Raw genomic sequence first — 14,499 nt, forward strand, 5'->3', positions numbered from 1 at the left:
TGCATGTGTGAGCCCGCGATGCGGGCCTTCAACACTACTGGCGTTTGGTTAGTTTTCTGATCGGCCAGCGGCACGCATAATCCCCTGCCTGACCTTCGCCGCCCCGTGCGAATGTCAGCCTCAGATACTCGAGCGTTTAGCCGTGGAGTTACTCAGAGCAACGGCGTATTCTCCTCCAGAAACCAAATGAATCTGGAGGAGAAGTTCCACCGTCCCCCATTGGCTGGGAGTCTAGAGCACGAGGTCACCCGAGGTCAGGTTGACCTCGCCGTGAAGCCAGAGCGTGAACTCAGCCTGAACGTCGGTGTCCACGTTCCCGCTCACAACGGTTGCGTCGGAACCGGCATCGTAGGACACCTTAAGCTGGCCGGGAGCGTCGCTGAAGTCGCCCTGGATCAGATGGAAGGCCTGGTCGCCAGTCAGATCCCTGTTTGCGTCGATCGCTGACAGTTTGATCTTGTCGCCGGCGGCGAAATCCATGATCGTGTCGACGCCGCCGTTCTCGCGCGAGTCGCCGAGGCGGGCCAGGAGGAAGGTGTCGTTCCCGCTGCCGCCCCACAGCTTGTCGACGCCATCATTGCCCCTGATGACATCGTTTCCGGCGGACCCTTTCACGACATCGTTCCCGTTGTTGCCGTCGATGATGTTGTCCAGCCCGTTGCCGATGATGGTCTCACCGTCGCTGGACCCCTTAAAGCTCACGCCGCTGAACGAAGCAGGCTCGGCAGCGAGCGGGGGCTGTTCGGCTACCGGCGGCTGTTCGGCTATCGGCTGCTCGGTGGCAGGTGAATCGGGGGTAATGCCTTCTTCACCGCTGTGTCGCTCGATCCACTCGGTTTTGGCCTCCTGCCAATAGTCGCGCGCCGCCTGGCCCTGCAGGACCGTCCAACCTTCGGGAGGCATCGGGTAGTCGTCCGGGAGCGGTGTGTCCGACAGATTCAGGAAGACGTTGCCTCTGGACTCGACGGTGTTGTTCCAAGCGTCTTGCATGCTGCGGTAGCTGTGGTGCTCAACGTCCTCGATGGCAAAGACCGTGTTAATGAAGCGCAGGTTCGGTGTGACCTCGCCGTCCGTGGCAGAGTCGGTCTTGATCATCGAGGAGTGCGTCATCTCACCCTCGTAAAGGAAAGATTGCATCCGCATCAGCACGCCGTCCAGCGTGACAGTGTTGTTATGGCCGTCGACAGGGCTTGACGACGATGGGTCTACGCTGATGCCACCGAACACCCCGTCGAAAAGGCTGTCACGGATAGTGCCCGTCTGGAGGCGGTCGTTCTCGACCGCGTCGTCGCGGGCGTTGGTGACCCAGACGTCCTCGACGAGGAAGTTAGGGCTGTCCCAAGATACGCGGACAGCGTCCCACGTATTCGTGATATGCCAGTCGCGGATCACGACGCCTGGCGTGCCCTCTGTCCTGATGCCAGCCGAGTTGCCGTCGTTGTAGACGCCACGCCAATCACCGGTCATGTCGACTTTGCCGTTGATCGTGCCGCCATCAAGTATCGCACCCGGTGAGTCGTAGACCATAAAGGGGTACGGGCTGCCGTCGCTCCCATCGTTGTCTTGTGTCCAGGATGCATTTTCGGCATCGATCAGAGTTCCCGCGGCAAGGCCGGAAGCCTTGTAAGGTTTGGAGCCGTAGTCTCCGGTCAGCGTAATTGTAGTCACTATGAAAGTTCTCCAGTTTCTTTCTTTCCCCAGGAGTGAGTGGGGAGGCAATACACGGCTGTGATTTGCAGCCGCCCAATTCGTATATTAGCGGAGTATGGCAAACCTGCGGCGTTTCCGATCACCCTGGTCGCACTCGCGGGATCATGACGCACGACGCACCTCCCGGGTCCGGCGCAAAGGCATGATAGTGCACGACGTTCGCCTTCGGTTCGTTGGCCAGCGGTGCATCCACGACCGGCGCAGCGGCCGGCAATTCGGCGAAGCGCTCGCCGTCGCTGTTTGGGCACGAGCCCCAATCAGGCCACAAATCTCGACCTTTGCGGAATGTCGCCATAGGGAAAGCCTCGATCACCATCGCCGTGATCGGTCACATTCCAGGCATGGACATCAATTGGGCTGCGTTCTCGGAGTGCTTCCCACGCCGACTTGAGCGCCTTTTCCAATCTGGCAATCCGGGAAGAGAGCGGCTCGATCGGTTCAAGGTAAATGCGTCGGTCTCCACGGCGTCGTCATCCTCGATGATCTGCTTCAGCGAAGCCAGGTTCGTCGGCGCGACTTCCAGTTTTGCACCGACCGATAGAGACACAACAGGCCCGCCAAGGCCGTGCCACTGGCTTCGGACCGCGGTCAGAAGGTCAAGTAACCCATGTGGCTGCGGCAATAGCCCTAACAGGCAAATTGAAGCGTGCCGGCCAGGAGAACACAATGCCATAGGCTTGAGTTGATGTTGCTCGCACTGGTCATCGGGGTCGGAATGACAGCTCTGGTGGATGCCCTGCGGGTGCAGTTTTGGATCCTGCTACCGGACAGCGGTCCGCGGAGCTGACCCTCGTATGTCGGTCGCAGCTTCCGAGTTCGTCGAAAACTAGCAATGGAAGGCTTAAGGCAAGTAAAATGTGCGGGATCGTCGGGATTGTCGGGCACTCGCCCGTTGCGCCACTTATCGTGGACGCTCTCAAGCGGCTGGAATATCGCGGCTACGATTCTGCCGGTGTCGCCACTGTTGAGGGCGGGCAGCTCGCCCGCCGACGTGCGGAAGGCAAACTGGTCAACCTCGAGCGCCGGTTGCAGGCCGAACCACTGGGCGGCACGATCGGCATCGGGCACACGCGCTGGGCCACGCACGGCGTCCCGAACGAGACCAATGCCCATCCGCATTTTTCCAGGGATGTGGCGATTGTCCACGATGGCATCATCGAGAATTTCGCGGAACTGCGCGCGGAACTGATCGCAGATGGTTTCGAATTCGCTTCGGAAACCGATACCGAAGTTGTCGCCCATCTGATCTCGCGCGAACTGGCGCGCGGCACGAAACCGGTCGGGGCCGCACACAATGCATTGAAGCGGCTCGAGGGCGCCTTCGCGCTGGCAATCATGTTCCGTGGAGACGAGGATCTGATCATCGGGGCGCGCAACGGGCCCCCGCTTGCGGTGGGCCACGGCGAAGGCGAGATGTATCTGGGCTCCGACGCCATCGCGCTCGCGCCCTTAACCGATTCTATCACCTATCTGGAGGATGGAGACTGGGCGGTCGTGCAGCGTGGCGGCTTGCAGATATTCGACATCAGCGGCACGCCGGTCGAACGTAAGCGGCAGCGGTCGATCGGCTCCTCCTTCCTGGTCGACAAGGGCAATTACCGGCATTTCATGGAGAAGGAAATCCATGAACAGCCGGAGGTGATCTCGCATACCCTTGCGCATTATCTCGACTTCGCCCAGGGAAAGGCCAAGCCGGTCGATCTGCCATTCGATTTCGCGAAGCTCGACCGTATGGCGGTTTCGGCCTGCGGCACCGCTTATCTTGCCGGCCTGATCGGGAAATACTGGTTCGAACGCCTGGGGCGGTTGCCGATCGATATCGATATCGCATCCGAGTTCCGCTATCGGGAAATGCCGCTGTCGAAGTCGAGTGCAGCCCTGTTCATCTCGCAGTCCGGCGAGACTGCCGACACGTTGGCAGCGCTACGCTATTGCCGCAGCGCCGGCATTCCGATCAGCGCAATCGTCAATGTCCGTGAATAGACGATCGCGCGCGAATCTGACTGCATTTTCCCGACGCTTGCCGGGCCGGAGATCGGCGTCGCCTCGACCAAGGCCTTTACCTGCCAGCTTTCAGTGCTTGCAGCGCTCGCGGTACGTGCGGCCGCAGTGCGGGGGACCATCGGCGGGGAAAACGAAAAGCGGCTCATCCGCCAGTTGTCGGAAGCGCCGCGTTTCGCCAGCCAGGTGCTCAAGCTCGGAGAGCAGATCGAGAAGGTCGCGCGCGAACTCACGCAGGTGCGGCATGTGCTGTATCTGGGGCGCGACACCAATTATCCGCTCGCCATGGAAGGCGCGCTCAAGCTCAAGGAGATCTCATATATCCACGGCGAAGGCTATGCCGCGGGCGAACTGAAACACGGCCCCATCGCGTTGGTCGATGAAACCATGCCTGTCATTGTCATCGCGCCGCATGACCGGATTTTCGAGAAGACTGTCTCCAACATGCAGGAGGTCGCAGCCCGCGGCGGCAGGATCATTCTGATCACCGACCGGAAGGGGGCCACGCAGGCAAGCCTGAAGACGATGGAAACGATCATCCTGCCCGACATGCCGGAGATCATAGCGCCGATCATCAACGCCCTGCCGATCCAAATGCTGGCCTATCATACCGCCGTGCACATGGGCACCGACGTTGATCAGCCGCGCAATCTGGCAAAATCCGTCACAGTGGAATAGCTCTCGCGCAGGACCGAGAGCCGGTGGGCGGGGCTGCTTATCGGACGCGCTCATATGGAATACGATGCCACCAGGCACGCAGTGCAATGCGTATCCAGCCGCTCCAAGATAGACCTGCTCGATGGGATTGAGGTCCGGGCTGTAGGGCGGCAGGAAGAAGAGGCGTGCCTCCTTGACGGCGCGGCGCACGGCTTATCCCTTGTGGCTGCCGAGATTGATTACGATGTCGCCCTTGGCGAGCGTGGGCACGAGGACTTTCTGGACATAGAGGGTGAAGAACTCGCCGTTGATCGGCCCGTCGACGACCCAAGGCGCATCGATACGGTCGCAGCGCAAAGCAGCGATGAAGGTCATGGCTTTCCAGTGGCCGTGCGGGACCGGTGCAGCGAGCCGCCGGCCGCGCGGCGCCCAGCCCCGCAGTGGCGCCATATTCGTCTTGATGGTTTCATCGGGAAAGACCAGCCGACAGGCTTCGGAGCCGAGGGGATAGCTTCGTTGGCATCATTGGCAAAATCCTCCTTCAAATGACTTCTGAAACAGGATCCGGCGCGACAAACCGCTCAATCTACTGGTCCCGGAAAGCCCGCATCATCTGATCCGTCAACGGCTTCATCAGATACGAGAGCACCTTGCGCTCACCGGTCTGGATGAAAACCTCGACCGGCATGCCGGGAACGAGCGCTATCTGGCCGAGTCTCTGCAATCCCTCCGGACCCGGGGTGATGCGCACCACGTAATAACTCTCGTTGGTGCGCTGATCCCGCGTGATGTCGGCAGCGACCCTGGAGACCACTCCGATAAGCTCAGGCGTGCTGCGCAGATTGAAGGCGGTGAACCGAAGCAGGGCTGCTTGGCCAACCAGAAGCTGGTCGATGTCTTGCGGAGCCAACTTTGCCTCGACCGTGAGGGCGTCAGCATCAGGGACAATCAGCATGATCGGTTCCCCGGCACCAATGACACCGCCGACGGTGTGCACAATCGACTGATGAACGGTACCGCTCGCAGGAGCACGAATATTGATGCGCGCCAGCTGATCTTCGGCCGTGACGTTTCGCTCCTCGAACTCGGCTATCTTGGCGTCGACCTCGCGCAATTCGCGTCCCGTCTCGCTCGAGAATTCCTTATCCAGTTGCAGGACCTGGAGCTCCACTTCCGCGATCGCTCCCTTTGTCTGCGCAATGCTCGAAACAAGCTGGGCCCGTTCGCCTTCGATCCGCGTAGCTTCGCGTTCATAAGCCGTCAGCTTGGATATCGGCACCAGCTTCTGTTCAAAGAGGCTGCGAATCCCGTCGAGCTCATTGTTGACCAGCTCGATCTCCCTAGCCTTGGCCACTTCCTGGGCCGAATGGCCTTCGATCTGCTTGCGGTACTGTTCCATCCTTTCGTGAAGTCGTGCCTTGTTGCCGGATCGCGCGATCCGGCGAAGTTCGAACAGTCGCTTTTCGCCGGCAACCAGCGCCGCCACCTCGGGAACGCCCATCCGGCTCGCAAGCAATGGAGCGAGCGTCATCTCTTCGCCGCCATCGCGCTCGGCCTCGAGACGGGATTTGCGGGCGTAAAGCTCGTCCAGGCTCCTGGTCACGAACGCGAGATTGGCACGGGGAACAACGTCGCTAAGCCGGACCACAACATCGCCGGCATTTACGTGGTTGCCGTCACGCACGAAGATCTCGCCGACGATACCTCCGGTGGAGTGTTGCACCTTCTTCTCATTATCCTCGACGACCACCGCGCCATGCGCGATGACCGCGCCCGAAATGTCCACGGTTGCGGCCCAGCCGCCGACGATGCCGGCGAGCAGGGTGATGAACGTCACCCCTCCCATGAGATTGCGTCGAATGGACCGCCGGTTGCAGTGCGTCGACCGAATATCTGCCATCTTTGCGCCTGCCTCTTCTCGAGCGCTGTCAATTCGGCCGTTTCGGCGAGATCGAAACGGGCTTCGGGTTGGCGTTGTTGGCCGGCTGCAATGGCAAGAGTTTTGCCAGGACCCGTTCTCGCGGCCCGATCATGTGCATCTGTCCTTCCTTCATCGCCAGAACGAAGTCCAACTCAGAGAGGATGTTCGGTCGATGCGTCACGATCACGACAATCCCGGCGCGGGCCTTGACCCCCCGGATCGCCTCGGCAAGCGCCATTTCGCCTTCAACGTCGAGATTGGAATTCGGCTCGTCGAGGACAACGAGGAACGGGTTCCCGTGGAGCGCGCGCGCGAGCGCCACACGCTGACGCTGTCCCGCCGACAAAGCGGCGCCGCCTTCCCCGATCTGGGTCTCGTAACCGTTGGGCAGGCTGACGATCAGATCATGGACGCCCGCCGCTCGGGCGGCGGCAACGACGACGCCAGGGTCCGGGTACGGGTCGAAGCGGGCAATATTGCCCGCCACCGTCCCCGCAAAAAGCTCGACATCCTGGGGCAGATAGCCCACGTGTCTGCCGAGTTGTTCCGATGGCCACTGATCGAGCGCCGCGCCATCCAGCTTTACCCGCCCCGCCAGGGGCCGCCATGCGCCGACCAGCGCGCGAACGAGGCTCGACTTGCCGGAGCCGCTTGGTCCTATGACGCCGATCCCCGAGCCGGCATCCAGATTGAACTCGATGCCCTGGACAACAACCCGCTGCGTCCCTGGCGCGCCGATCACGAGCCGGTCCACGGTCAAGCTCGATCTCGGTGCCGGAAGCGCCATTGGCTGCACGTCCTGGGGCAGGCGGGCGAGCAGTTGCCCAAGCCTGCGCCAGCTCTGGCGTGCACCCACGAAATTGCGCCAATGGGTGATGGCAAGGTCGATGGGGGCAAGCGCCCTGCCCACCAGGATCGAAGCTGCAATGATGATCCCGGCGGTCGCCTCGCCATGGATCACGAGCCAGGCACCTACGCCTAGCATTGCGGACTGCAGCATCAGCCGCAATGCGCGCGAAGCGCTACCCAGGCCGCCCGTGACATCGCTGACACGCTGCTGCTGGGCGAGGCACTGGCGACTTGCGTCCCGCCATTGGTCATGGAGGCGCCTCCCCATCCCCATCGCCGCGAGGACCTCCGCATTGCGGCGACTCGCCTCGGCGAGGATATTGCGGCGGGCGCCCGTCAAGACCGCCGCGCTCGCTGGCCTGCGCGTGAGTATCTCGGTGGTCGCTGTGAGGAGAACCAGTATGATTGCGCCGCAAATGGCGGTTATCCCGAGAACCGGATGGAAACTCCAGATGATTGCCAGATAGAAGGGGAGCCACGGCAGTTCGAAGAACGCATTGGGTCCCGGCCCCGAGAGAAAGGAGCGGATGCTGTCGATATCGCGCTGCGGCTGCAGCCCGTCGCCCTGATAGCCGACCAAGAGGGGCAGCCTGGTTATCGCGGTGAAAACACGTCCGGAGACCGCCTCGTCCAGTTCGGTGCCGATGCGGGCCATGATGCGACCACGCACGAGGTCGATGATGGCCTGCCCGACGAAGAGAATGCCGGCCAGTATTGCCAGGCCGACCAGCGTCGGAACGCTGCGGCTCGGCAACACGCGGTCATAAACCTGCAGCATAAAAAGCGCACCGTTCAGCATGAGGATGTTGCTCACGCCACTGAACGCCGCAACACCGGCGAGCGCTCCCTTGCAGGAGCCAAGCGCGCTGGCCAGTTCCGAGCCCGCTGCCGGCTTACCGGCAAGGGAAATGGGCCACGCAGCCGCCGATGGCTGTGGCGAGGGTCCCGTCCGCTTCCGCCGTGCCGGCCAGAATAACAGCAACAGGCCGAGACTTCCGATCATCAGCCAGAACGGGAGCCCGTCCGCTGCGCTCTGCAGGTCTTGAAACGACAAAGGATCGGGCAGGTACCCCGTCAGGGCCGCAAGCGCGCTACCGCCGGGATCGCCGATTTGATGAGGCAACAGCAGAGCCAAAGGTCCGGCCTGCGCGAGAGCGATGAAGATCAGAACCATACCGGCAGTCTGCCACTTTGTGAGGCTGCGTCGACGACGGCTATAGCGCGGCCTTTTCCGGCGCCATCCGGTTCGCAACAGCGCCGATCCACCGGGCTCTGCGAGGCGAGGCTCCGCGCGCAGATGGCCCGCCAGAACCACCAGTGCGGTTCCGACAAACATCGTCAAAGCCGGAGGGATGAGATCCAAGATGCCGAGCTCCGCGCCCCCGGGTTCGACACCGTCGGGAAGATAGATCCCCAAGGGCTCCGACAGCGCCTTGACGGCAACGAGAAGATCAAGAAACCGCGATTGGACGAACCAGGCAAATCCAAACAGCAGCAAGACAAAGCCCACGCTCGTGCCGAGCCGGGCGATTCGCCGCACCTGTTTATCTCCCTTGTCTTTTGCGGGCATCGCGCATGAAAATTTGGACCGGATCGGTGGCATCGAAATGATCGCCCATCAAAGCAGCAAGTATCTCGACAAAGAGCGCGAAGAGGACGTTCGAATAGACCTCAGACCTGCTGCATGGCCGCGCCTTACCTGCGCGCTGCAACACGCCAAAGTATTCTCCTCGGAACCGCCGCGAAGCAGTCGGGTCAACACATGCACGATCTTCATTTGCGAAAACCTCCGCTAACCTGTGTGCCTGAGACGACGCCTCGACCGGGAGCCCGCGGGTCGAAAAAGGAAGGTCCGGATTTCAAGAATGCGCTGCAGCCCGGCTTTGCAGGGGATCATTTTCGTCCTGAAAAGGCCAGATCGATGAGCGCGCGCGCTGCATCTCATGAGGCGTCTTTGCGAAGCGGCGAAGCCTTCTACAAGGAGAGCCAGATCTCCTTGAAGAGCTCCCGCTTGACACTCTCAGCGCTAGCGCTGGCGTCGATGGTCCTGATGTCCTTGTCCAAGGCCCGCAGTTCGGCCATGAGTGCCAGCCGCGCGTCGAACCCCTCCCTGGTAATTTCTCCGGGCTTTCGCGCCTCGGAAACCGAATAATCGGAGACGAGATGCAGCGTCAGATGCGGCCTGCAAGAATCCATCCGCTCGTATAGCTTCTTTTCAAGCCGCGCCAGCATGCCCACGCCAGGCGCGGATGAGAGATTTGGCGGTATCATCGGCCCGTCCAGATATCCGTGCCGAAGCTTCTGTGGCCAGCGGTCGCTGATAACGATCATGCCGCGCATTGCCCATCGATGCGCACGGTTCACAACGGCGTACCGTTCGATTGCGATCAGAACTCCCCAGAGCGCCAAACCGACCGATAGTATCCTTCCCATTGCGCGGCTTTCCCGGCCCTCGGTCCGGATCATCGCCTTGAGCTCGCGCCGGCGGTAAAAAGCCAGGCGCTGCAGCCCCTTGCGCAACCACCATCCTCTTCCCTCGCCGGTGCCGACATAAACCTGGGCGCAGCCGAACTTCCATCGAAATATCCGTGTCAGCAGGCTGACCTGCGTGCTCTTTCCCAGTCCGTCCGGAGCGACGAGCGCCACCACGACCCCGCCGGCCCAGGGCCACCGTTTTGGCGGTACGGCGCCGGGCATGACGCGACCTGCGAGCCTCAGGGCGAGATAGGAGGCCTTGCGTACGAAATGAACCGCAGCATCCGCGATACCGCTGGCTCTCGAGAAGCCGCATCTCTGCCGGAGCGAAAGCCTCAGTCTTGCAAGGTCGCCGCTGTGCACCAGAATACCGTCCTCGCTCGGCCGAATCCTGCAGCTGACGCTTCTGCCACGGCCAAATTTGTATTCAATGATGTAGGAATTCGGTTCGCCGGGGGCGGGGGACAGGCGCGCAAGTTGCTCCTTGCGACTGCCACGTATCGCCACCCAACGTTTCCACGGAAGCGTCCACAGACGGAACGCGAAGCGGGCGATCGATATCCGAACCTCGTCCTCAGGGGAGACGACGGGGATGGAAATCCCCCCAACGAATACATGCTCCCACCGCCCGACCGCCGCATGATCGAAAGCCAGGTAGCGCTTGCGAAACTCCCAGCCGACACGAATTCCGACGTGGAGGTCGAGATGGAGATAGGCACCGCATGAAAAATCGGCAACGAACCAATCCTCTCTGCCGGCGCAAACATTGTCGTAGCAAGAGAGGCTTACCCCGCGGCGACCATGCAACTCAGCCATTATCGAACAGAACATCGGGTAGTCCTGCTTATCGAGGAGCACATCCAGATCGTCGCAGCCGGCGACCGCCTCAGGCAGGCTCGCGAGATCCTGGATAATCCCGTATCTCACCCCTGCCTCATCCAGGGCGCGAAACAAGGTTGCCGCCACTGGAAACGCGGCAGCCGTATCGGCTGCGTGCAACGGCGCGATTGCGTCCGAGCCAGCTTGGTCCATGCCTGGTACGTCATTCTGCTTGTCCGCCGCATCCACGGTCAGATTCCGGCGCCCAGCGATTACCTGATGTGGGTTCATATCGTGCTCCCGGGCCGCTTGCCGACCATGGCGCGCGCCGTGTTCGAAGGAGTGACGGTAATGTGCTTGTCCGGGCGGGCTTCGCTTCGCGATCTCTGCATGAAGCGCATGTGTGGCCATTTTGCCAAGGCGACGTCTACTGCGGATTTCTTCGCAAGCTGCCGCACTTAGGGTGAGTCGTGTGACTGCGCCCCCACACCAATAGAAACTATACCAAACAAGAACAATACTCTACATTAACATTCATGTTATAAGCAATTTATCCCTATCAATATACATAGGAACGGATCTATTCATAACATCAATAAGTATTCTTACTGCTCCAGACCGCCCAACATAATCCAAAGTACCAAGCTGGTCCGTAAATGGCCCATTCGTGACCCGTATCTTCTGCCCTGGCTCCCAAAGACTCTTCGGGTGCAGGAACCCCTCGTCATCGGTTGCTGACAGGAGAGTCTCAATGACGCCGAATGGAACCGGAATCGGCGCGCAATCTGTCATGACGAGCTTGCGAACGCCCACGGTGGAATTGATTGGCGACCACCTTTGCTCGCGAATATCGAATGATATGAACAGGTAACCTTCAAAATATGCGGAACAAACCGGTCTGATTTTGCGCGCATGCCGGACAGTTCGCCGTCTTTTCGGCAAATAGGTTCGGAAGTTTTGAGACGACAGGTGTCGTTCGGCCAGGACTTCGCAGCGCTGGTGCGTCTGAACCACATACCAACGTGCACTACGCGCATCCTGGCTGTCCAGCGGTTCCGCAACCGAACTTTCCATTTTTAGCATACTCAATCCTCTGAATGCAGATGGGCCGCCACAAGCAAATAAAATCAACAATTTTGCATGGCCGCGCTCATGCCCGTGAACCATCCATGTTCCGCCACCCGTTGTCGCGAACATCCATGAACATTGCACACCGAGGCGCCAGCCACCCGAGAATGTATCAGGTTCGCGGACCTGCGTGCCATCAGCACTAGAGCGTAACAGGCTGGGAGCAAGTGATTAGCAGATAGATACTTTTTGCCGATCAACCCTGCAAAAAGGCGCAGGCGCATACCACCGTAGTGGAGCGAGCTTACGACGGATTAGACGGATCGGCCCGCTGATTACAGACTTTCAAATGTGCTATTTCTCAAGCGGATTACCGGCTTTGTGAGGCCGAGTTGGGTGCACCATGATTTTTGCCCCTCTGGCGCGGCTGCCGGCGGAGTGAAGACACGGGGTGCGGTCGGCAATTATGACGCGGGAAGGCACGGAGGAGGCCACGACGATGACCTTACTAAAAGCGAATGAAGGAGCTGTCGTGCAAGTTTCCCCTGATGGCGTGGCGGCGGGCCTCGTGACCCAGGCCGGGCTCGTGCGCATCCGTGGGCAGAACATCCTGTTCAGCCCAACCCAGCGCGCCATCTTCGCCCTTAACGACACGGCCGCCGACATCTGGCGCTCGTTGCAGGAAGGCGCTTCACCGGATGCTATCCCGCGCAGGATCATGCGCGGTCACGTTGATGCCCTCGATGCGAAAGAATACGTTCAAACCGCGCTAAGGGACTGGGAGCGCCTGGGCCTGATCCGGCCACACGCACCATCGGCCTCCGCTTCGCTTCACAAGCATGTGGTCCAAACGGTGGCCGTGGCGGACCGTCGCATCCGGATTGTCTATCCCGCGACCCATGTCTTTCCGGCAATCACCGTCTTCAGGCACCTCGAAGTCCAGCCGGAGGCCACCGACACTCTCCTGGAACTGGTCGAGCACGGGGATCGGATCCACGTGTTCCGGAATAGTGACTGGCTTCGGACCTGCTCCCCCGAGGAGATCCCCACCGTGCTGAAGGGGGAATTGCTGTCCGAAGCGCTCGAGCATGGCATCTATGAACTTGCACTCCACGCAGCCGCCCTCTCCTCAGGCGAACGCCTGATCCTGCTCTGCGGCGATCCCGGTGCAGGCAAGACGACGCTGACATTGGCCCTGGCCCAATCGGGCTTCGGCTTCGTCTCGGATGATGTGACCCTTTTGAACTGCGGCGGGCTTGGCATCGGACTTCCCTTCGCCGCCGGCGTCAAGCCCGGCGCATGGCCTCTTCTTGCCGGATACTATCCCGAGCTCGCTGCAGCACCGATCTTCAGGCGCCCCGATGGCAAGCGAGTGCGCTACATCGTGCCGAAACACTTTTCGCCGGTGTCGCAGGCCCCCCGAGCCATAGGCTGGGTGATCCTGCTTAACCGCGACCGCGGCTCCCGTCCCAGTCTGGATCCGGTCGATGCGGTCGGTGCGTTGCGCGGCTTGCTCAACGGTGCGTTTGCGCCCGGCCGAGATCTCGGCAGCACCGCCTTCGAAGTGCTGACACAGGTTATTGGATCGGCCAGGACCTGCTCCCTCACCTATTCCTCGCTGGAAGATGCGTTGGAATTGATCCGGGGAGCTTGCCGGTGATGCGTGCCGACACCGCTCTTGACGCCCTGGTCTCCGGCCTTCAGGGGCACCTCGTCGCCGATGTCGACTGGCAAGCCTTGATCGCACTGGCGAACCACACGCTGCTCACGCCCGCCCTATTCTCCTCGCTCGCCCAATCGGGCCAGATAGAGCGGCTGCCAGGCGACGTGCGCGATTATCTTGCCTTTATCGATGACTGCAATCGGAACCGGAACCTGAGCTTGAGGGCACAGTTGATCGAGACCGTCGCCGCGTTCAACAGCCGAGGGATCGTTCCGATTCTGCTCAAGGGAGCCGTTCCGCTCTTTGTTTCCCCGCCCGGCCGGTTACCCAGCAGGATGACGAGCGATCTCGATATCGCCGTGGAAGCGGGCGAGGAGGCTGCCGCCAAGGCCTGCCTCGAAGAGCTTGGCTATCGTGAGGTGCCGGACGTTCGTGGCATGGCGCGTCCGCAGGATGCGGGCATCCTGGAACTCCGGTCGTATCGGCCGGACGGATTCGGATGCCCCCAGCCCGTCCAACGGGATGGCCTTCGGGTGAAGATTCCTTCCCTTGAGGCCCGCGCAATGCACTGGATCATGCATGACCTCCTCAAGGAAGGAGATTACTGGCGCGGAAGAATCGATCTGCGGCACCTGCACGATCTGGCACAACTCGCCGAAAGCGAACAGTTGGATTGGGCGGCGCTGCGCACGGCAATGCCAAACAAAACCACCCGGAATGCGCTCGACACCCAACTGCTGACCTTGCACCATTTCTTTGGGACGAAGATTCCGGCAGACGCCGCAGGGCGCCCGATGCCCCGCCTCCAGCACTGGAGGCGCATCTATACGGTCAGGCATCCTGTCTCCGGCGCTCCGCTACGCCTCGCCGGCAACCTGGCATGGGGCCTCAGCCGGCTCATACGTTCCCTTGAGCTGGCGCGTCGCAACCCGATCGAACTGGTGCGTCGCGCAGGCCTCATCCTTTCGAATGGGGGGCTACGCTCAAAGATTTAGGGATCAAATCTAAGGTCTCGATGGTTCCCTACACGGACAGGATCTATGCTGTTCATGAGAGTGTTTCCAAAGGAGCCAGGGCAATGGAGAAGAGAAACGACTCAGAAATGGTCCCTGAGGGACTGGAAACTGAAGCGCAGGCTCGAAGAGATTTTCTCAAGAAGGCCGGGCGTTTTGCCGTTGTAACACCTCCGGCGATTACCCTCCTCCTTGGTACGAGCCTGAGTTCGCGCGCCATTGCCAAGTCCAATGGCACACGTCCCGGCTGGGGTTTTGGGGACAAGAACCATACCCACAACGGACCTCCGGGTCTCTGGAAGCGGTTCGGCGGCTGATCGGTG

The 14,499-nt window shown here is 60.9% G+C and carries 8 protein-coding genes and 2 pseudogenes; 4 read left to right on the forward strand and 6 right to left on the reverse strand.

The features are described 5' to 3' along the window. Positions 1-231: 231 nt before the first annotated feature. On the reverse strand, positions 232-1,668 hold the full coding sequence (locus ACSQ2W_RS19165) for a hypothetical protein (RefSeq protein ID WP_436087865.1): 1,437 nt from the start codon (positions 1,666-1,668) through the stop codon (positions 232-234). 897 nt (positions 1,669-2,565) lie between these two features. Between ACSQ2W_RS19165 and glmS the strand changes: the two are divergent. Beyond that, positions 2,566-4,389: pseudogene (gene glmS, locus ACSQ2W_RS19170) on the forward strand (glutamine--fructose-6-phosphate transaminase (isomerizing)). 108 nt (positions 4,390-4,497) lie between these two features. On the opposite strand, the pseudogene ACSQ2W_RS19175 reads toward glmS, so the two are convergent. The 5 genes and pseudogenes from ACSQ2W_RS19175 to nusG all read right to left on the reverse strand — a co-directional run. Continuing rightward, positions 4,498-4,863: pseudogene (locus ACSQ2W_RS19175) on the reverse strand (transposase); the annotation flags it as partial. Positions 4,864-4,954: 91 nt separating this feature from the next. Next, positions 4,955-6,268 carry an HlyD family type I secretion periplasmic adaptor subunit gene (locus ACSQ2W_RS19180; RefSeq protein ID WP_436087866.1) on the reverse strand — a complete coding sequence of 438 codons (1,314 nt, stop codon included), beginning with the start codon at positions 6,266-6,268 and terminating at the stop codon, positions 4,955-4,957. A gap of 28 nt (positions 6,269-6,296) precedes the next feature. Beyond that, on the reverse strand, positions 6,297-8,048 hold the full coding sequence (locus ACSQ2W_RS19185) for a type I secretion system permease/ATPase (RefSeq protein WP_436088930.1): 1,752 nt from the start codon (positions 8,046-8,048) through the stop codon (positions 6,297-6,299). A 1,064-nt stretch (positions 8,049-9,112) separates the two neighbouring features. Next, positions 9,113-10,723, reverse strand: coding sequence for a hypothetical protein (locus ACSQ2W_RS19190; protein ID WP_436087867.1), 1,611 nt, complete (start codon positions 10,721-10,723; stop codon positions 9,113-9,115). A gap of 243 nt (positions 10,724-10,966) precedes the next feature. Further along, positions 10,967-11,599: a transcription termination/antitermination protein NusG gene (gene nusG, locus ACSQ2W_RS19195; protein ID WP_436087868.1), complete on the reverse strand. Its 633-nt coding sequence runs from the start codon at positions 11,597-11,599 to the stop codon at positions 10,967-10,969. Positions 11,600-11,966: 367 nt separating this feature from the next. Here nusG and ACSQ2W_RS19200 point away from each other — a divergent pair, with 367 nt between their 5' ends. From ACSQ2W_RS19200 to ACSQ2W_RS19210, 3 genes are all read left to right on the forward strand, one after another. Further along, positions 11,967-13,160, forward strand: coding sequence for a PqqD family peptide modification chaperone (locus tag ACSQ2W_RS19200; protein WP_436087869.1), 1,194 nt, complete (start codon positions 11,967-11,969; stop codon positions 13,158-13,160). Beyond that, positions 13,160-14,158 (forward strand): nucleotidyltransferase family protein, encoded by a 999-nt coding sequence (locus ACSQ2W_RS19205; RefSeq protein WP_436087870.1) that lies wholly within the window; start codon positions 13,160-13,162, stop codon positions 14,156-14,158. Before ACSQ2W_RS19200 ends, ACSQ2W_RS19205 begins: the two co-directional genes overlap by 1 nt. An 83-nt stretch (positions 14,159-14,241) precedes the next feature. Continuing rightward, positions 14,242-14,493, forward strand: a complete 252-nt coding sequence (locus ACSQ2W_RS19210; RefSeq protein ID WP_436087871.1) for a hypothetical protein — start codon at positions 14,242-14,244, stop codon at positions 14,491-14,493. Positions 14,494-14,499: the final 6 nt, after the last annotated feature.

Origin of the sequence: Pararhizobium sp. LjRoot255 (assembly GCF_964252905.1) — a bacterium.
In the GTDB taxonomy this organism is placed as follows: domain Bacteria; phylum Pseudomonadota; class Alphaproteobacteria; order Rhizobiales; family Rhizobiaceae; genus Pararhizobium.